This window comes from Providencia heimbachae ATCC 35613 (assembly GCF_001655055.1).
Classification (GTDB): Bacteria; Pseudomonadota; Gammaproteobacteria; order Enterobacterales; family Enterobacteriaceae; genus Providencia; species Providencia heimbachae.
This window is the reverse complement of record NZ_LXEW01000048.1, coordinates 294,236-315,031: the sequence shown is the minus strand read 5'-3', so window position 1 is coordinate 315,031 and position 20,796 is coordinate 294,236. Positions and strand designations below refer to the sequence as shown.

The following is a 20,796-nucleotide window of genomic DNA, read 5'->3' as shown; positions in this document are numbered from 1 at the left end:
GGTTATGTCACATACATACACTACTTTTTCTCAGAAAAAAAATGACCAAATGCTTGAGCCGATGTTTTTCGGCCAACCCGTTAACGTAGCGCGTTACGATCAGCAAAAATACCCTATTTTTGAAAAGCTGATTGAAAAACAACTCTCCTTCTTCTGGCGTCCAGAAGAAGTGGATGTGTCTCGCGATCGTATCAACTACAACGCGTTGCCTGATCATGAAAAGCATATTTTTATTAGTAATCTAAAATACCAAACGCTGCTTGACTCTATTCAAGGTCGCAGCCCTAACGTGGCATTACTGCCACTGATTTCAATTCCTGAGTTAGAAACTTGGATTGAAACATGGTCATTTTCAGAGACTATTCACTCACGTTCTTATACGCATATTATTCGTAATATCGTCAATGACCCATCGATTATTTTCGATGATATTGTTGAGAATGAAGAGATCCTCAAACGTGCTAAAGATATTTCGGCTTACTATGACAAACTCATAGAAATGACCAATTATTACCACATGTTTGGTGAAGGCACGCATACCTGCAATGGTAAACAAGTTACCGTTTCGCTGCGTGCGCTGAAAAAGCAATTGTACATGTGTTTGATGAGTGTTAATGCGCTAGAAGCGATTCGTTTTTATGTCAGTTTTGCATGCTCTTTTGCTTTCGCAGAGCGCGAATTGATGGAAGGCAACGCTAAAATCATCAAGTTGATTGCGCGTGATGAAGCACTACATCTTACCGGTACGCAGCACATGCTGAATTTGCTACGTTCAGGTCAAGACGATCCTGAAATGGCAGAGATTGCATTAGAGTGCGAACAAGATTGCTATCAATTATTTGTTGATGCGGCTGAGCAAGAAAAAGAGTGGGCTGAATATTTATTTAGCGAAGGCTCAATGATTGGATTGAATAAAGACATTCTGTGCCAATATGTAGAATACATCACCAATATTCGTATGCAAGCCGTTGGTCTGAAGCTGCCATTTGAAGGCCGCTCAAATCCAATTCCTTGGATTAATGCATGGCTAGTCTCTGATAACGTTCAGGTTGCACCACAAGAGGTTGAAGTTAGCTCTTACTTAGTCGGACAAATTGACTCACAAGTTGATACCGACGATTTAAGTGACTTCCAACTCTAATTATGGCAAGTCATACAGTCACCCTGCGATTAACGCAGGGTGTACAAATACCCTTCCATACTGAAACGCACTCCTGCTTACTCGACGCCCTTGAAGACAGCCGTATTCCGGTCGAATACCAATGTCGTGAAGGTTACTGCGGCTCTTGCCGTGTAACATTATTAAAGGGAAAGGTTGGATACAAACAGAAGCCTTTAGCCTATGTTCAGGAGGGTGAGATATTACCCTGTTGCTGCCATCCGCTTTCCGATATTGAAATCGAGTAGTGGCGCTAGTAATACTGTATATCTAACAATAAAAAGCGATTGCTTTGATAACTCAAGCAATCGTTTTTTGCTTATAAAATAGATTTCGAGTTGCAGTTAGGCAACTAATCCCCTGCAACTTGAAGTATGACGGGTATCTTTATAGATAACCGTACAATGCTGCAAACACCCAACCAAACACACAAGAAACACCAACCCCGATAAGACCCGGTAAGATGAAGCTATGGTTGATAACATATTTACCAATACGTGTGGTACCTGAACGGTCAAACTGAATAGCCGCTAAGTCACTTGGGTAAGTCGGTAAAATATAGTAACCATAACACGCAGGTGCTGATGCAATAATGTATGCGGGGTCAACCCCTATACCAAGTGCAATCGGTACGACAGCAGCTAGTGCAGCCGCTTGAGAGTTTACAAATTTAGAAACTAATAACAGAATTACTGCGTAAGCCCATGGGAAATCTTTGACTAGCGCACCTAAAGTGCCTTTGATTTCATCCATATGCGCGCCAAACATGGTTTCAGCCATCCACGCAATACCATACACTGCAACAATCGCTATCATCCCTGAACGGAAAACTTCATTTTTTGAAATTTGTGCCGGATTGGTTTTACAGACAATAATAATCAACGCACCGGCCAATAGCATAAACATCTGAATGACAAGAACCATCGATAATGGTTTGCCATTTACCAGAGGCCGAAGTTCAGAAAATGCACCGAGGATTGCCACCACCGCAATTGAACCTAAGAAAATCCACATTGCCACCCAATTGATTTTAGGCAATTTGGTGTTTAACAGTGTCACGCTACCGCCGTATACATAGTCATGGTTTTCAGGTACTGAAATAAACTCTTGGAACACAGGGTCTTTATCGAGATCTTTACCTCTAAACCAACTAAAAATACCGATAGCTAAGATACCCAGTAGTGTTGATGGAATGGTAATCGCTAATAAATCAAGAAATTCAAGGGACTGACCATTAATAGTCACCCCGTTTAACATCGCAACTAAGGAAACCACGGCAACAGAAACTGGGCTGGCAATAATCCCCATTTGCGCACCAATACTACTGGCGGCCATTGGTCTTTCTGGTCGAATATCATTTTTGATTGCTGCGTCATAGATGATTGGCAAAATTGTATACACAACATGCCCAGTACCGCACAACATGGTTAAGATACAGGTGACAAAAGGTGCAACAATAGAGATGTATTTCGGATTTTTACGTAGTAGTCGTTCTGCAATTTGTAGCATGACATCCAAACCGCCTGATGCTTGCAATGTTGCTGATGCTGCAACAACAGCGATAATGACAAGCATAACATCAACAGGCGGTTTTCCTGGAGGAATACCAAACCCAAAAACAAGTATTACGAGGCCGACACCACCTAAAAGCCCCAGAGCCATTCCACCTTTTTTTGCTCCGTAGAACAAACAAACGAGGATAATGGCGAGTTGAATCATAAAGTCCATAGTTCCATCCTTTTATATATGTTTCCATACATTATCGGGATGATACAAAAGCATTAATTTGATTTATGATAATTTAAAAATGAATTTAGTTTTATTTTTAAAATCTTTTTTACGGGTTTGTCACAAAATTTATCTTAAGTAGCTGACATACTGTTCTGTTATATTAAAAAAGCTGAAAAATCATATAATTAAATCACTTTCATTAACATAATCCTTTCCTTAAATTTACCTTTAATTATTTTAATTCATAATCTATCTGTCTTTTTATCTTTCCGCTTTTTCAAATTCTATCGATATTTATTATCATCTATTTTTAATGTAAACTTATCATTACACTCTATGTAATTTACATTTGACAGCCTAGGCATGATCGCATAATCTGCTTGGCAAATTAATAAGTCGAATTCAATCAGAGGAATTTGTGAAAAATAGGACGCTTGGCAGTGTTTTGATCGTCGCAGGAACAACAATAGGTGCAGGGATGTTGGCAATGCCACTTGCCGCTGCGGGTGTAGGTTTCACTGGTATTGTTTGTTTGCTTATCGGCTTATGGATGTTGATGAGCTATACCTCATTATTACTGGTTGAAGTATATCAGCATAATCCCGCAAATATGGGACTTGGTACGATCGCTAAAAAGTATCTAGGTCCTGTTGGCCAAGTTGTTACTGGGTTAAGTATGCTATTGTTGATGTATGCTTTAACCACCGCCTATATTGGTGGCGCAGGCGTTTTGATCTCTGATAGCCTATCTTCTTGGTGGGGATTCAACATTTCAACGAACACCGCAATAATTTCATTTACAATTATTGGTGGTGCGGTTGTTTGTATCGGTACACACTCTGTTGATTTTATTAATAGAATTCTATTTACTGCAAAAACTATTTTTTTAGTTATCATGCTTGCGGTCATGATGCCACACGCAGAAGCAGTAAACTTAAGTACCATGCCGATCGAAAAAGGCCTACTCCTTGCCGCTGTACCTGTTATTTTCACCTCTTTTGGCTTTCACGGTAGCGTACCGAGTTTAGTTAATTATATGAATGGCGATGTGCGTAAACTGCGCATGATCTTTCTGACAGGTAGTGCAATTCCATTAGTGGCTTATATTTTATGGCAAATTGCCACTCTAGGCTCAATTCCATCAAGCACATTCCTCGGTATTTTAGCCCAAGAGTCTGGGTTAAATGGCCTATTGACAGCGATTCGCGATGTCGTTGCGACACCAAGAGTAAACGTTGCCGTCAGCTTATTTATGGATTTAGCTTTAGCGACATCATTCTTGGGAGTGGCTTTAGGTCTATTCGATTATCTTGCGGATTTATTTAAGCGTAGTAATAGTCTTGTTGGTCGCATTCAAACTGGTTTGCTGACCTTCATTCCACCACTGTTAGCCGCCCTATTCTACAGCAGTTTTGTGCAAGCATTAACCTATGCCGCTGTTGCCCTTTCTGTTTTAGCCTTAATTATCCCCGCATTGCTAACTATGCGAGTTCGCAAGGTAGAATCTAAAGGCCAATATCAAGTTAAAGGTGGTTTCCCTATCTTAGCCCTTGTCCTAATGTGTGGTTTCGCAGTGATTGCAATCCAATTCTCGATAGTTGCCGGATACCTACCTAATGTAGGCTAAACCTCAAACTGATATTTGAACCAATAAAAAACACCTAAAACTTCCGCTTTGGGTGTTTTTTTATTTTGAAATAGGACAAATAGACAGGATATTATTTTTAAAAATAGTTCATGTTGTAGCTAGGCGGCTAGTGAGGATCCTCGGGGAGCATACATAAGTATGTGACTAAGGTAGCCGAGCTCAGCCAACAACGCTGCAACGTAAGATAAGATAAATAGACATGATATTATTTTTCAAAATAGTTCGCGTTGTAGCTAGGCGGCTAGTGAGGATCCTCGGGGAGCATACATAAGTATGTGACCCGAGCGGCCGAACGCAGCCAACAACGCTACAACGCGAAATATGACGAAAAATTAGAAAGAAAGGCCTGCTCCGAGATACCACCCATCCGCCAACTTCTCATTTCTATTATTATGAGAACCTTTCATTTCAATATAGCGATAACCCGCATCGATTGATAATGGTTTAAATACGGTGTAACGCGCACCGGCTTTACCTTCGACATAGGATTTACTGCCTGAAGTAAATGACTCTGGTGCACCATAAGCTTCACCATAAATGCTTAGCGATGGCAGTGCTTGCCAGCTTAAACCACCACCTAGAGCCAATGCTGCGCCGTCACTATTATCATTTGGTGATAAAAATAGTGCTTTCCCCCCTGCGTAAGCAGAGAAAGGACCTAGCGGTAAACCAAATGTGGCGCCAAGGCTACCCAACTGACCATTATGATCGCTACGTGCCCATGAGCCGTTCAACGCTAGACCAGCACCTTGAGTACCGAACCCGCCACTCAATTCTGTAAAGTGTTCACCGGCGGTGACGTTGGCTGAAATTGCTTGTGCTGCACCCATATAAAAAGTGGATGTTGCTGCAACGAATAGAAGAACCTTGCGCATCATTAATATCCTTATGACATAAAAACAATTACATTAAAGCTGTTACACTAAAACATAGTTACCTGCAGATACTACGCGATTTGGAATCGATTCTCAGTCATTCTTACCAACATTTACTAAACTAGCCGAATAAAAGCACGTTACGTTCAGTGATCTCAATGAGATATTGATTTCCCATGAAATTCACACCGTATTTTCCACATCCTAAAAAAGCGTCAATCATGATTAATTGCAGTGATTGGTCAATCTAATTAGATTATTAATTCAATACTAACTATAATGATTTACAAGCTAATTGTAGTATTTAATATGTATTTTTACAAAATTATAACTTTTAAATTAACTTTGTGTAGTCAATAACTCTATACCCTAAGTGATTCAATCTAAGTATTGATAAACCCGAAATTTGGTCAGCCTCTGCGTAGTTTGGCTCATGATGGATATAAAACAATGGAGCATTATGATGAAAAAAAAAGGTCTAACTACCGCCTCTGGTGCGCCAGTTGTCGATAATAATAATGTTATGACAGCAGGTAAACGTGGCCCGATGTTGTTACAGGACGTTTGGTTTTTAGAGAAGCTCGCCCATTTTGACAGAGAAGTTATTCCAGAGCGTCGCATGCACGCAAAAGGCTCAGGCGCATTCGGCACTTTCACAGTAACCCACGATATTACTCAATTTACACGTGCAAAAATTTTTGCTGCAGTCGGTAAAAAAACAGATTTGTTCGCACGCTTCTCTACTGTGGCTGGTGAACGTGGTGCTGCAGATGCTGAACGTGATATTCGTGGTTTTGCCCTTAAGTTTTATACTGAGGAAGGCAACTGGGACATGGTGGGTAACAATACCCCTGTTTTCTATTTCCGTGATCCTTTGAAATTTCCAGACTTAAACCACGTTGTAAAACGTGATCCCCGCACTAACCTGCGTACAATGGAACACAAATGGGCCTTCTTCTCACAGTTGCCTGAATCTTTACACCAGTTAACCATTGATGCAAGCGACAGAGGGATACCTCAAAGTTATCGTTATATGCATGGATTTGGTAGCCACACTTATAGCTTTATCAATAACAACAATGAACGTTTTTGGGTGAAATTTCACTTCCGTTGCCAGCAAGGTATCCAGAACTTAATGGATGAAGAAGCCGAAGCGATTGTTGGTAAAGACCGTGAAAGTTCTCAGCGCGATTTATTTACCGCGATTGAAAATAAAGATTATCCGCGTTGGAATTTACAAATTCAGGTCATGCCAGAAAGTGATGCCTCAAAAGTACCTTATAACCCTTTCGACCTCACTAAAGTTTGGCCACATAAAGATTATCCATTAATAGATGTTGGCTATTTTGAATTAAATCGTAATCCTAATAATTATTTTTCTGATGTAGAGCAAGCCGCATTTAGCCCTGCGAATGTTGTTCCAGGTATCAGTTTCTCACCAGACAAAATGCTGCAAGGCCGCCTATTTTCTTATGGTGATGCACATCGTTATCGCTTAGGTGTGAACCATCATCAAATACCGGTAAATGCGCCACGTTGCCCATTCCATAATTACCATCGTGATGGCGCAATGCGTATCGATGGTAATAGCGGCAATAATGTCACCTATGAACCAAATGAAGCCGGCTTATTCCAAGAACAGCCTGATTATAGTGAACCGCCATTATCCATTGAAGGTGCGGCTGATCACTGGAACCATCGTGAAGATGGTGATTATTTCAGCCAGCCACGTGCGCTTTATGAATTATTGGATGATGCGGAGCATCAACGCATGTTTAAGCGAATTGCAAGCGAACTGATTGACGCAACAGAAACCACGCAGATACGCCAAATTGAGTTATTTAAACAGGTGCACCCTGAATATGGTGCTGGCGTTGAGAAAGCATTAAACGCGTTAAAATAAACTTGAAATAAATCATTAAATAAAGCGTTAGGGTTTTTCCTAGCGCTTTTACTTTTTTGCTATAAAAACTTTTAGCGAAGATTAACGACTTCTAACACCCAGTTTTTTACCTGCTGTCGCGATACTTTAATGCCACCCGATTTTAAATCATCCACGAGTGGATAAAAATAAGCAGGATACTGATACGGCGCTAGCTTATCTTTGAGCCAACAAGCAATAATCTCTAATTCAACGTTATCGAGTAAATCAATGACCGCCACGGGTCTTTGTCCAAACTCTATATCGTCAATCGGGATAATAAAACTTTGAGCCACTTGGGGATGAGAATTAATAATTGATTCAATATCTTCAGGTTGAATGCATTCGCCACCACTAATGAATAAATTATCAAGGCGACCTAATATTTGATATTCACCATCAATAAAAGCGCCTTTATCATTAGTTTTAAACCACCCGTCGATACTGTTTAATGGCTTAATTTGACCATCAAACCAATAGCCCATCGCTTGGCTTGTTGATTGGATTTGAATTTCATTATCAACCAGACGAACCTGTTTACCCTTTAATGGAATACCAACACCAGACTTGCCATCTGCCTGCTTTGCACAAACGGTTGATGCCATTTCGGTCAAACCATAACCACTCCAGCACACAATTCCACGGCTAGCGGCGAGAGTCGTTAAACTGGTTGGGATCATCGCTCCCCCAAGTAAAACTTCTTTAAGTTTAATTTCATGGGAAGTTGGATCGTTAAGTAATCGCCAAAGCTGAGTTGGCACTAACGATGCATGAGTCACACCCTGTAATGTCTCCACCAGCGGCTGCGAACGTAATGCAATGCGCCCGCCACGTAATAGCCATCGCCAAACGATCCCTTGCCCTGAGACATGAAATAGTGGAAGGGAAAGCAGCCAACAATCATCCTGTTGATAATTCATCGCACTAATAACGCCATCCGCACTGTTTAAATGGGCACAAATACTATGAACCGCAGCCTTCGGTAAGCCGGTTGAGCCTGATGTGAGGATTAGTGTTGCGGGTTGATTAACAGCATCATGGAAATTTATCGGTTGAAATACATCATCCCCGATAAAGTGATAATAAAGTTGATAGTCTAGACCAGAATAATCCGCGAATACCTTTGCGTTGTCAGTAAAGTCGATGACAAAGTTGACATCAAGATGGGGTAATAGCTGTTCTAATAAACTATCTGGCAGGCGAGGATTAAGCGGTAATACTTTTGCACCACAAGTAATAATAGCCAATTGACATAAAAGTAATTCAATTGAGTTCTTACCCCGTAAAACGACACATTGCCCCCGACTTAACCCTTGCATTGAAAAATAAGTGGCAAGATGTGAAATCTGCTGATTCAAAGCACTCCATGTATAGGTTTCTGCATCCGTAAACAGTGCAATTGAATCAGGTTGAAGACTGGCCCAATGCTGCCAAGGCCAGTCATTTATCGGCACTAACGCTGCCATACAACGGTCAATTCATCTAACTGTTGCACAGGGATATCACATTGCGGCCACGGTCGAACCAATTGAGATTGGATCAATGAAACCGTATCAAGCCCTGGGATAGTATTAGGTGTTAGCCAATTTGCGACCCGTGCTAATTGGGTTAAACCAAAGCTGGTTTCAATCGAAGAACTGATCACCGCTTGCAACCCTAATTCGTGGGCTGCGTCAATCAAGGAACGGCAATAGGAAAGGCTTCCCGTCAACGTTGGCTTGATGATGATAGCAACAACACCGGGTTGCGCTTCAACCTTGAAGTCGGGTTCACGTACACTTTCGTCCCAAGCAATTGCAATACCCGTATCAGCTGAAAATTGCAGCGATTCTTCTCGCGTTTTGCAAGGCTCTTCGAGGAAGGCAATGCGGGAACGGTAGTCTGGGTTAACATATTTAGCGAAGCCATCCGCTTTTGCGCGAGTCCAACTGCGGTTGGCATCCAAACGCAATTTCAATTCAGGCACGGCTTCGAGCAAGATATTCGCCACCATACCATCACGTACAGCCTCATACAGCCCGACTTTAACCTTGGCAACTTTCTCACAGTCCATCGCATCGAGACTTAAGATTAAGTCATCGGGGTCGCCACTGCATAACGGGGCTTTACGATAATCCGCTTGCTCAGGGAGTTCCCTACTCAATTCAGCTAGCGCACAGCTGCAACCAAATGCCACTGAAGGTAATGTACTTTCAGAAATTTCGCCTTCGTTTACCCATTCATTTAGCCAATTAATTGCTTCGGCAGTAGCTTCTGCTAATGTCTCTTGGCTAAATTCAGGTAGAGGCGATATTTCTCCCCAACCTTCGTTATCCCCATCCTGTAAACATACCAGTAACCCATCTCGAGTTTTTAGTCGTTGATAACGAAGGATAATGCCTGCCTCCATTGGCAGGCTGAATGAATAAAGTTTAGCTTTACGCATTACGGATTACGCTTATATTTAGAAAAGTCTGGCGCACGTTTTTCGTTAAATGCATTACGCCCTTCTTGTCCTTCATCTGTCATATAAAACAGCATGGTGGCGTTACCTGCCAATTCTTGTAGACCGGCTTGACCATCACAATCCGCATTCAGCGCTGCTTTTAAACAACGCAGCGCCATTGGGCTGTTTTCTAACATTTCGCGACACCAGCGTACGGTTTCTTTTTCTAAATCGGCATTAGGGACAACCGTATTTACCAGCCCCATGTCTAATGCTTCTTTCGCATCGTATTGACGGCATAGGAACCAAATTTCACGCGCTTTCTTTTGACCGACAATGCGAGCCATGTAAGATGCACCCCAACCACCATCAAATGAGCCAACTTTAGGTCCTGTTTGACCGAAAACTGCATTTTCAGCGGCAATCGTTAAATCACACATCATATGTAAAACATGGCCACCGCCAATCGCGAAACCAGCAACCATCGCCACCACTGGTTTTGGACAAGTGCGGATTTGACGTTGGAAATCTAATACGTTCAAGTGGTGAGTGCCACTTTCATCACGATACCCGCCGTAATCTCCACGAATTTTTTGGTCGCCACCTGCACAGAACGCTTTTTCACCTTCACCGGTTAAAATAATGGTGCCAACGGTGTCGTCATAGCGAGCATCCGCCAATGCTTGCATCATTTCTTTCACAGTCTGTGGACGGAAGGCGTTGCGTACTTGAGGGCGATTAATGGTAATTTTAGCGATCCCTTCTGGGGATTTGTGATACAGAATATCGTCAAACCCTTCAGAGCAATCTTTCCATTCTATTGGGGCATACAGTTTTTCTTCGCTCGGATAAATCATTATCAAGTTCCTTTAACCACAGTGTGATAAAAAATAGTGAAGTGCAGTTGCATAGCTTTGAGGGTTTTCCCGATGAGCATTATGCCCTGCATTTTCAATCAGCGTTAACGGCAAAGCATATTGTTGCGAAACGCTTCGAAATTTTTGATCTCTTTCACCGCAAAAATAGCGATAAGGGATCGTCAGTTGTTGCAATTTTCTGGCTAGAAATGGCTGTTTTGCAAGAGAGGTATTTTCTAACATGTCCCCTATCGCGGTTGGATTATTCACACAACGAAGTGCCACCAATTGCTGACGTTGCGCTACAGTTAAATCCGAAAATACGGCTTGCTGATACCAATCATCAAGCACTGTGTTTATTGGCTCTTCACGGAAACGTTGTGCCCAGCGTCTATCATTATTCGCTCTTGCTTCACGTTCTTGCTCATCGAGCAAACCCACATTGCCCCCTTCAATCACCAACCCTTTTAATCCATTAATTTGTTGATGGCAGGCGAAATGCATAGCAAGCCTTGCACCTAATGAATAACCAATTAAATAGTATTCATCGATACTATAATGTTTTAATAATGCATTAAGTTGCGCATCAAAATCGCTAAAACTTTGGCAGTTAACAGCCTGTGAATCACTATGTCCCGGTAAATCCACCGCGATTGATGGGTAATCATCACATTGATTGATCACTGGCAACCAATCCTCTGCACTGCCTAATAGCCCATGTAACCAAACCAGCCAAGGACCTGATTTATCAGTGTGATAAACGTGTGCAGCTAACATCAAAGATGACCAACGTCTTCGAGTAATTGCTTTAATGTCTTAGCCCCTTCATCACTATCAACGACTAATTCCACCAACAAAGTTCCACGCTGATTATGCCAAAATTGCTGAACGCTGGTTTTTAGGGTATTCCAGTCCGTTGGTGCGCAATATTGTAAGCCAAACATTTTAGCTGCGGGCTCAAAACTCACATTCTGAGGCATGCAATAATAATTCTGTCTTGCCTCATCGGGTGTAGGTAACATGGAGAAAATTTGTCCACCGTTGTTATTGACGATAATTAACACGGTTGGCGCTGAAGGTTCTCGCAGCAAGGCGAGGCTATTTAAATCGTATAGTGCAGATAAGTCACCCACAATTCCCAACGTTGATTTTGCTTTTGCCCGTTGTACCCCAGCCATGGTGGAGATCAAACCATCAATACCACTGGCCCCACGGTTACTGTAAACCGGATAACCCATAGGTAATTGAGCAAAAGCATCGATTAGCCTGACAATTAAACTGTTTCCGACAAAAAGCTGTCCTCTCGGCGCTAGCAATTCCGGTAATTGATGTGCTATCGCCGCTTCGGAATATTGGTTTTTCAATTGACTTTCAACCCGTCGTTGCGTTTTTTTTGCTAAATCATATACGTCCTCACACCACAAACCTCGAGGCTGAGCAGGATGATTTTCAATCCAACCATTAATAGAGCACGTCAATTTACGCCCTTTATGGTTTGCGGGATCTAATCGCTGTGGGATGGCATCGACAATCCAATATTCTTGAGGTTGGCAGTTAGCCTGCCATTGCAAAAGACGTTTACCCGTTAAGCTTGAGCCAAATTGAATCACTAACTCCGCTTGTTTTAACTGCTCAATCGCTTGGGGATGCTGTAACCAAAGATCAGCGCATGGGTATGGTTGCCCAGTTTGCGATAGAACATCGCCAATCAACGGCCAACCTAATTGCTGCGCCCAATTGGCAACCAACTCACCGTCTTTAGCGCTCATTCGCCCTGCAATAACTACGCCTTTTTTCTGTCGCCAAAAATACCAATCGGCAACTAAGGCCACTGAGTTTGTAAGAGGTTCAATTAACCAAGGGTGATTCGAATTCCACCAATCACCTAATGATTTTTGCCATTCGTACTCCCCTTCTGTCTCGCCATATAGCGGCTCAGCAAACGGGCAATTAATATGAAACCCGCCATGGCGTAACTGGTTCATGCCATTATCAATCGCGGTGACGAGCCATTTGGCGGAAATATCTTTTGTTGGCCTTGGTAGCATCAAGCTTTGTAATGGATGTGAGGCGAAGATATGCGTCTGACGGATGGCTTGGTTTGCGCCACAATCAATCAGCTCAGGGGGTCTGTCGGCGGTTAAAAAAATCACTTTTTCGCCAGTCAAACCAGCTTCGATTAGCGCAGGATAAAGGTTAGCCACCGCAGTACCCGAGGTCACAATGACCCCGACAGGCTCATTGCTCGCTTTAGCAAGACCGAGTGCAAGATGGCCTAATCCCCGCTCATCAAAATGGGTATGACAATGTAATTTGTTATTGTTAATTGCCGCAAGGGTTAAAGGTGTAGAGCGTGACCCCGGCGCAATACAGATATGTTTCATACCGTGACGGGCGAGTGCTTCTACAATAACCTCAGCCCAACGTATATTAAAAGCAGAATTCGACATAATGTACTCGGCAGATGATTAATTATAATACCCGTCATAGTTCAAGTTTCAGCGTTATTGGTTATGCTGCGAGTAACGCATTTTTTATCGCTTAGCTGTAACTTGATTTAATTGGGTATAGTCAGTCTAATAGGACTAAAATAAATTTCTTGATCTCAAGACAATTTTTGTTGAACTAGTTGAAAATAAAAAGAAATAACCATGTTTCTACTGTGGTTTTTCATTGTGTTCAAATAGTGACTTGAGCCCAGCCGCTTTATTTTCGATTTCTTCCCACTCTTGTTCGGGATCCGAACCGCTCACAATGCCTGCGCCTGAATACAGAGATACCCGATCACCTTCAATTTGTGCGCAACGTAAAGAAACCGCAAATTCGCTTTTAGTTAAACTCACGTAACCCCCAGTTCCCGCATACCATCCTCGAGAAAAAGGCTCATTTTTAGCTAAAAAGTCACGAGCAGCGGCTCTTGGTAAACCACAAACAGCCGCAGTAGGCTGTAACCGTTGTAAACACTCGCTATCAGATGGGGATACTAATGTCGCCACAATAGAACGATATAAATGCTGAATTTTTCTTAGTCGAATGACTTTAGCCGATGACACATCTATCCCTGTCACCGCCCCTTGCAATTGTTGGCAGATATCATCAACCACCACTAAATTTTCATGCTGGTTCTTACCGTCTTCCATTAACCATTTTGCATTTTCAGCCGCAATCGCATCATCCACATGATTAGCGACCGTACCAGCCAATGCTTCCGAATTCAGTTGCTCACCTTGACGTAAATATAACCGCTCTGGTGTTGAGGAGATAAAACCGCTATTTTTGCTAAAAGCCATCATAAAATGGTAACAATGGTGATTAACCTGCTGACTTGCAGATAAAAATTCAGCAACTGAGATTGAATTAGATAACTTCAATTTTGTTTCACGTGCCATCACCACTTTTTCCATTTTCCCCGCTTTCATTTCATTAATCGCGTTGGTTAATAAGTGACACCACTGTACATGCTCAGGAATATGTTCCTGCGCAATAATGGTGGCGGATAATGAAAGTGAGGGTTGTACTGCCGGCTTTAATTGCTGTAAAAATGCAATGGCATTGAGCCTATCTTCTTCACCCTCAATATTTATGCTTACCGTTACGCTTGAACGTAAGCGAAAAATTTCTAAACGCGGAAGAAAACAAAATGTTGCCTGTTGCTTAATATCCTCTGCGATACTTTCCCCCACCGCATTCCAGCCATTTAAGCCCCAAAGACGTATATCTGGGGTTTCTACGTGTTGGGCTAAAAATTGCTCGGCATCGGTAATTGAACTAAATGATCTTACCATGCCTAATGCGCTGCACTCTTCGGTACCAGTGCGCTGATACCAATAGAATTGTGGATAACAGGATTGCTCAGATAACCAAGCTAAACTCGGGAATGACAGCAAGCCATCAAGCTGCCAAATAATGCGGGTATGCGCTTCCGACTTGAGTGTCAATGTAGACAAATGATTAAGAATTTCAGTTATTAAGTTATCAATTTTTTTATAGTTCACTTTAGATTCCTACTGCCACATCACACAGATTTACTTCGATTTATTATATAGCGCAATGTAATTTATTAATACATTGATTATTTAAAGCTATGATAAGCGCACAAAATGAACAGTTTTTCGAATATTTAGCGGCTTAAGCTTTCGATACGGTTAGTATAGTTTATTTATGATAGTACAATAATATAATTAGCATATAAATTATGCGGTTATTACAAGCAGTAATTTTTGAATAGAATTTAACCAACAGGTCAATATTTGTGCTTAGTTTATCCGTACATTAAGGTTTGCAAGCAAACAGAAATGATCATTTTGTTATCTCTTACAAAAAATTAAATACTTTTCATCTCCTCTAATCGATAAAATATAAATATCATAAAAAAACATAGCCTTTATCCTTCAAAATATTCAATTTACTAATAAGTCAGAGTAAAGGTAGATAATGAAGATATTTTCAATCGCTGGGCAAAGGTAATGATAAAGTCATTTTAATGATTAGGTGTATCGTTACTATTCTTAATCTATCTTTTATATATCTCGTTAAAACCTGGGCTCTAAAAACAAATTCTTTATTATTTCATGAAAATAACAACCTCATTCAATCCACACTTTCATTCTTTTATAAAAATCACGCTAAAAATCACACTTACATTAATGAATTATTTTTATTGTTCATTTTCATTTTTTAATATCACTACCAATGTTAACTTTCGAGTAAGTTAACAAATAGATAATTTAAATTTAGGTTTGTTTTTAGGTGATCATTACATTTTTATCAATATTAAAATCAGCAATTTAACTATTTTACCATCTAAAAACAATTAAAAAACTTAGCTTTAAAATAATAGATTCTAATCTAACTAATTGGAAATAAATAATGAACAATCAAGTAAATTACGACAGAATAATTGAGAAAGAAGATATTGGCGATGCCACCCTAGCTTTATTAACTAATCAGGATTCATTATCCGCGAGGGCTACAGGAATTTTCACATTAGAGGATTTGATTAATATTAACAAACATGTGCAATTTGCACTTTCATTACCAATGAAAGAGAGTGATATATTAAAATGGTTTGGTATTACAAAATCAACAGAGTTACCTGTTTCCCCTCTTGAGTTAACCAATACGATCCTTAATATTCGCGACCATGCTAATAGCTGGGATTATGTTGAACAACAAGTTAAGCAACAATCGATTAATTTATCATTAACCAGTAGGAATATAATACAGACGGGAAATCAAATTATTGAATATATTAATCATATGCCAATAATGCAAAAAACCTCCGATAGTTTAGCGGATCTTTCTAGTCAGGAGCTTGAAGACATTACATACCAAAGCGATGATCAGCAAATTGCAACTGAGCTAACCTGTATTTTACAACTAATAAAAAGCGACATTAAAAATCAATCAATTAAAACAACCAACATTAAAAGTGTTATTTCTGATTTTCGTGTGCATATCGTAGGTGGCTATCTATCTGATTTTAATCATATAGAGTCATTGTTATTTAATGTGAAAGGTATTTACCAACAGCTTGATTCAATTAACAATGAAGATTCAGAAACGTATTTAAAAACACAAATTGAATATAAAAAACAAGAGATTCATCAGTTGGAGCAAGAGTATTCACATTTTATTAAACTCTGCTTTACGGGTCTAGCCGGTGGTGTTATTGGTCTTATCGTCACAAGTAGTATTTTTGGCGCTAAAGCAGAAAAAATACGAAAATTAAAAAACATAGCATTACAAGAAATAGAAAATATTAACGAAAAAATAAATCAAGATAAGTTGATTAAAAAAACGGTATTCGATATTCAGCTTAATTTGCATAAAATTGAGGGTTTTTTCAAAGATGCTCGCCTCGCTGTAGACCACTTAGATTATATGTGGTTAGTTATTTTAACAGAAATAAACCAATCTATTGATACTTTCAAACGAATAAATGATGCCGAAAAGCTTATTCGCTTCATTACTCAATTCAAACGCATTGTCACTTCTTGGCGCTCAATCCAAGATTATTCAGCTCATCTTATTTCACTCTTTGATGAATTAAATTCAAATGACTCGCTTTCTCAATAAAAGGCATTAATATGCATAATAACTTTGATTTACCGATGCTACCTTCCATTGATATCTATGACTTGAGATGTATTTCCAACAGTATAAACTCTTTTAATAAGAATATTATAAATTATGACTATATAATTTATGGCCGAATACAAAAAATAGCCATAAAAATGGAAAGACTTAATGAAATAATTCGTAACTCCATTCCAATTTTAAATATTAAACTACATTACATTATTAACAGTGAATTAAATGACTTAAGTACCTCCAATACGATACCTAATGATTATTTAGAACAGCAACGTCACATTTTTATCGCTGATTTTATCGACGATTTAATGAGCTTGCAGTTTGAATTAGAAAAATTAATATCAAAAATTCGATTTACGCTAGAATCGCTTTTAGTTTATCACCTCGATGAACCCAATAAGCTAAAGTATATCCAATATGTTAGTCAAAAAGAGAGTTTGATTATTTCTAAAAACGCTAAGCAATGTAAAGTTAATGAACTCAATAATGACCTTTCTATCATCGTCGCGGCAGAAGAGATCATTCTTAAAAATAAGCTCACTGATTTTTTTGATAAATACTTTCAAGGAAAAGAGCTAATTGATTCGATTAATATTCCACCGAATAAAAAAGACATTTTAAAAGCGGCGATTAATTACGTTAAAAATTTACTCAATATGGTAGACGATGGATTAGAATTTACACAACTGGTCGATGTAAGACTCTATGTTAATGGCCAGATTATTGAAATAAGAGAGGAAATCAACACCATCGACACGAATATCTTTCGGCTTTCTCAGTTAATATCTTACTCTTATGAAATAACAATGATTGATATACAGAAAGAGTCAGTTATTGTTCAGATGGAATTACTTAAAAAGTATTGGGAAGCCTGGTGCCATTTCATTAATAAAAATGCGTCAGAGAAAACACTAAATTTGGCTCAAATTAATGTTGCGAGCCAAACGCTGGTGACTTATTTACACGACATTGAAAATCAATATCAGCGCCAGCTACCGGATTAAAAAAAACCGGTTACTGAAAAGTAACCGGTTTTTCACTTCAACTATTGATTAACTCACAATCTAATATTAACCAACATAAGCTAATGCGGTTGACGTCAGATCAATCAATGGTTGTGGCCATACACCAAATACGATAACGGCGATTGCACAGATAACGGCAACCACAGTACCCAATGTGGCTTTTTCAGGACCTGTGTAGCGTCCTTCATGTTCGGCATCGCGGCTGTATAGGCTCGCCATAAAACGGAGGTAATAATATAGACCAATAGCACTACCGATAACGACTGCTCCGGTTAACCACCATAGCTCTGCATATACCGCTGAAATAATGACATAGAACTTACCGATAAAGCCTAACGTAATTGGGATACCCGCAAGGGATAACATCGCGACTGTCATTACCGTTGCCAGTACCGGCTTATGCCAGAACAAACCGCGGAATGCGCTAAAGTCATCTTGATCATCACCACGGTAAGGGCTAGAAATGATACTGATGACACCAAATGCGGCTAAACTCGCAAATAAGTAACCGACCAAGTAAATACCGATTGTGACTTGTGCTGCAATTGGATCAACACCTAATGCAACCAGTGCTACCAATAAATACCCCATATGGGCGATTGATGAGTAACCCAGCAAACGTTTTGCGCTTTTTTGCGTGATAGCCAATAGGTTACCAAACAAGATTGATGCAATACCGATTACGGTAATGACCGTGTTTAACGTTTCGCTTCCACCGATTGGCGCTTCATAAAACAGACGCACCAATACGGCAAAGATACCAATTTTACTGCCGGTTGCTAAAAATGCAGAAACGGGAGCTGGCGCACCTTGATAGACATCAGGTGTCCATAATTGGAATGGAAACAGGGATAATTTAAAGCCAAACCCGACAATCATCATACCAAAGCCAATTAAAATCAGCGGAGAATGAATGGCGCTGTCAGCTAAGCTTTTACCGACAGCAGTAAAGCTTAAACTACCTGATTCTGCATAAAGCAATGCGATACCAAACAGCAGGAACGACGATGCGGCTGCTGATAGTACCATGTATTTGATACCGGCTTCTAAAGTACGACTACGCTCAAAGGTATATGCCACTAAGCCGAATAGTGGTAATGAAATAAGCTCAATACCAATAAACATGGAAGCCATGTGGTTAGACATAGAAAGTAAGACCCCGCCTGATACGGCAATGGCCAGTAACAGGTGAAATTCATCTCTATTGTCGTTAAACCCTTCTAGCCAATGGTATGCAAAAATACTGGTTCCAATTCCCGCAATTAAGACCAATGCAGAGTAGAACAGTGCAAAACCATCAACCAGAATGAGAGACGTCACTTCTTTAGGAAGGAGTAAAACGCCTTCCTCTGGTGTATAGCTGTTTAACCATATCAGCGATAATAAAGCGATTACAAAACCAAAAATTGTCAGTGCAGCACTGGTTAAGTGATCGCGTCGCCACGCAATGGACAGCATCACAACCACCGCCGTCAATCCGACGATCATCAGCGGTAGTATCGCGATCAATTCTTGAGGTGTTATTGTCATGGCGAATTACAGCCCTAATGTTGTAAGTGAAGCAGAATACAGGTTATGCAGCGTTCCCATCGCACCCACTGAAGTATCCAGTATAGGTTGCGGATAGAAACCGATAATAACCAGTAGTGCAGCCAGAGCCAGCAACACGCCAAACTCACGTGCAGTTAACCCTTTCATTTCGCTTTCTGATTTCGGCGTACCGTAGTAAGTTTGCTGCATCATCCACAAAGAGTAGACCGAAGCAAACACCACACCAAAGACCATAATGCTTGTTACCAGCGTGAATTGGCTGAAGCTGCCGAACAGGATCATGAACTCACCGATAAAGTTACCTGTTCCCGGCATACCGAGTGTAGCCGCAGCAAAGAACAGTGACATTCCCGGTAACCACTTGATGCGTTTCCATAAGCCACCCATCATGCGCATATCACGAGTCTGTGTACGTTCATACAATTGACCACTGATGATAATCAACGCAGCGCCAGATAGGCCGTTGGTGATCATCTGGATAACCGCACCTTGGTAAGCCAGCATCGAACCTGCATAGATAGCAACCGTCACAAAACCCATGTGAGATAAGCTACTGTACGCGGCTAAGCGTTTGATATCCGTCTGTTTAAATGCCAACCATGCACCGTAGAAAATGCTAATCACACCCAAAGTCATCGCCACTGGCGTGAATTGAATGGACGCTTCTGGGAACAAAGGCAATGTAAAACGCAGTAAACCGTATGCCGCTGTTTTGAGCATGATACCGGAAATATCCACAGAACCCGCCGTTGGCGATTGTTCTTGCGTATCTGCCATCCAACCGTGGAAAGGGACTAACGGCATTTTAACCGCAAAGGCAATAAAGAAGCCTAACATCAACATAAAGGCCACAGAGCTAGACATTTGTGTGCCAAGCAATTGGTTATAGTCGAATGTTAGTACGTCCGTTGAGCTGAAGTGTGCCAGTGCCAATCCGATGATGGACACTAACATGATCAGACCACTTGCCTGCGTGTAGATAAAGAACTTAGTCGCCGCTTTGATGTGCTGTCTGTTTTCTGATCCTTTGTGTCCCCAATTGGCAATCAGGAAGTACATTGGTATCAGCATCATTTCCCAGAAGAAAAAGAATAGGAAAAGGTCGACAGCGGTGAAGATCCCCATCACACCTGCGATAATCCACAGCAGGTTAAAGTGATAAGCACCTTGGTTCGCTTGATTTTCACTCCATGAGCTTAGGATAGAAAAACCACCCATAATCGCTGTAAGAACGACCATCAATAGTGACAAACCATCAATCGCTAAAGAGAAGTTAATTCCCAGTGACGGTATCCATGGCATGAAATAAACATCTTGCCATTGTGGGATACCTTGCGGGTTAATCAGAGAATAGTTTCCCTGTAACCAAAGTTGCACGGAGAGTATTAATGTAATTCCCATGGTCCCCAGCGCAATCCAACGTGGTGCGCGGTGACTGAACCGGTCAGCCTGCCAGCTTAGCAGGCCACCGATAAAGGGAATAAGTATTAGCCAAGGTAGTAGCATGG

The 20,796-nt window shown here is 40.7% G+C and carries 16 protein-coding genes; 6 read left to right on the top strand and 10 right to left on the bottom strand.

All coding sequences use genetic code 11. The features are described 5' to 3' along the window. The first annotated feature begins 4 nt into the window (after nucleotides 1–4). Both nrdB and yfaE read left to right on the top strand, forming a co-directional pair. Complete coding sequence (nrdB, locus tag M998_RS18215; protein ID WP_068444850.1) at nucleotides 5–1,141, top strand: class Ia ribonucleoside-diphosphate reductase subunit beta; 1,137 nt, start codon at nucleotides 5–7, stop codon at nucleotides 1,139–1,141. Nucleotides 1,142–1,143: 2 nt separating this feature from the next. Then, nucleotides 1,144–1,407, top strand: coding sequence for a class I ribonucleotide reductase maintenance protein YfaE (gene yfaE, locus M998_RS19380; protein ID WP_073890227.1), 264 nt, complete (start codon nucleotides 1,144–1,146; stop codon nucleotides 1,405–1,407). Nucleotides 1,408–1,546: 139 nt separating this feature from the next. On the opposite strand, the gene M998_RS18210 is transcribed toward yfaE, so the two are convergent. Continuing rightward, nucleotides 1,547–2,887: an anaerobic C4-dicarboxylate transporter gene (locus M998_RS18210; RefSeq protein WP_068444851.1), complete on the bottom strand. Its 1,341-nt coding sequence runs from the start codon at nucleotides 2,885–2,887 to the stop codon at nucleotides 1,547–1,549. 481 nt (nucleotides 2,888–3,368) lie between these two features. On the opposite strand from M998_RS18210, the gene tyrP reads away from it, so the two are divergent. After that, nucleotides 3,369–4,517 carry a tyrosine transporter TyrP gene (tyrP, locus tag M998_RS18205; protein ID WP_232007549.1) on the top strand — a complete coding sequence of 383 codons (1,149 nt, stop codon included), beginning with the start codon at nucleotides 3,369–3,371 and terminating at the stop codon, nucleotides 4,515–4,517. Nucleotides 4,518–4,870: 353 nt separating this feature from the next. On the opposite strand, the gene M998_RS18200 is transcribed toward tyrP, so the two are convergent. Then, nucleotides 4,871–5,413: a YfaZ family outer membrane protein gene (locus M998_RS18200; RefSeq protein WP_068910174.1), complete on the bottom strand. Its 543-nt coding sequence runs from the start codon at nucleotides 5,411–5,413 to the stop codon at nucleotides 4,871–4,873. 460 nt (nucleotides 5,414–5,873) lie between these two features. On the opposite strand from M998_RS18200, the gene M998_RS18195 reads away from it, so the two are divergent. Beyond that, complete coding sequence (locus M998_RS18195; protein WP_197467560.1) at nucleotides 5,874–7,316, top strand: catalase; 1,443 nt, start codon at nucleotides 5,874–5,876, stop codon at nucleotides 7,314–7,316. A gap of 71 nt (nucleotides 7,317–7,387) precedes the next feature. On the opposite strand, the gene menE is transcribed toward M998_RS18195, so the two are convergent. The 6 genes from menE to M998_RS18165 all read right to left on the bottom strand — a co-directional run bounded on the left by menE (nucleotide 7,388) and on the right by M998_RS18165 (nucleotide 14,611). Continuing rightward, on the bottom strand, nucleotides 7,388–8,800 hold the full coding sequence (gene menE, locus M998_RS18190; RefSeq protein WP_068910172.1) for an o-succinylbenzoate--CoA ligase: 1,413 nt from the start codon (nucleotides 8,798–8,800) through the stop codon (nucleotides 7,388–7,390). Beyond that, nucleotides 8,788–9,759, bottom strand: a complete 972-nt coding sequence (gene menC, locus M998_RS18185) for an o-succinylbenzoate synthase (protein WP_068910170.1) — start codon at nucleotides 9,757–9,759, stop codon at nucleotides 8,788–8,790. Before menC ends, menE begins: the two co-directional genes overlap by 13 nt. Next, a complete protein-coding gene (gene menB / locus M998_RS18180; protein WP_068444864.1) occupies nucleotides 9,759–10,616 on the bottom strand; it encodes a 1,4-dihydroxy-2-naphthoyl-CoA synthase in 858 nt (285 codons plus the stop codon). Before menB ends, menC begins: the two co-directional genes overlap by 1 nt. 12 nt (nucleotides 10,617–10,628) lie before the next feature. Then, entirely contained in the window at nucleotides 10,629–11,393 is a 765-nt protein-coding gene (gene menH / locus M998_RS18175) for a 2-succinyl-6-hydroxy-2,4-cyclohexadiene-1-carboxylate synthase (RefSeq protein WP_068910168.1), read from the bottom strand. Then, on the bottom strand, nucleotides 11,393–13,066 hold the full coding sequence (gene menD, locus M998_RS18170) for a 2-succinyl-5-enolpyruvyl-6-hydroxy-3-cyclohexene-1-carboxylic-acid synthase (RefSeq protein ID WP_068910166.1): 1,674 nt from the start codon (nucleotides 13,064–13,066) through the stop codon (nucleotides 11,393–11,395). The genes menH and menD overlap by 1 nt, the downstream gene beginning before the upstream one ends. A 207-nt stretch (nucleotides 13,067–13,273) precedes the next feature. Further along, on the bottom strand, nucleotides 13,274–14,611 hold the full coding sequence (locus M998_RS18165) for an isochorismate synthase (RefSeq protein ID WP_068910164.1): 1,338 nt from the start codon (nucleotides 14,609–14,611) through the stop codon (nucleotides 13,274–13,276). 874 nt (nucleotides 14,612–15,485) lie between these two features. On the opposite strand from M998_RS18165, the gene M998_RS18160 reads away from it, so the two are divergent. Then, on the top strand, nucleotides 15,486–16,694 hold the full coding sequence (locus tag M998_RS18160) for an alpha-xenorhabdolysin family binary toxin subunit A (protein WP_068444879.1): 1,209 nt from the start codon (nucleotides 15,486–15,488) through the stop codon (nucleotides 16,692–16,694). A gap of 11 nt (nucleotides 16,695–16,705) precedes the next feature. Further along, nucleotides 16,706–17,716, top strand: coding sequence for an alpha-xenorhabdolysin family binary toxin subunit B (locus M998_RS18155; protein ID WP_068444882.1), 1,011 nt, complete (start codon nucleotides 16,706–16,708; stop codon nucleotides 17,714–17,716). 66 nt (nucleotides 17,717–17,782) lie between these two features. On the opposite strand, the gene nuoN is transcribed toward M998_RS18155, so the two are convergent. Continuing rightward, entirely contained in the window at nucleotides 17,783–19,267 is a 1,485-nt protein-coding gene (gene nuoN, locus M998_RS18150) for an NADH-quinone oxidoreductase subunit NuoN (protein ID WP_068910163.1), read from the bottom strand. A 6-nt stretch (nucleotides 19,268–19,273) separates the two neighbouring features. Further along, a complete protein-coding gene (gene nuoM, locus M998_RS18145) occupies nucleotides 19,274–20,794 on the bottom strand; it encodes an NADH-quinone oxidoreductase subunit M (RefSeq protein ID WP_068910161.1) in 1,521 nt (506 codons plus the stop codon). Nucleotides 20,795–20,796: the final 2 nt, after the last annotated feature.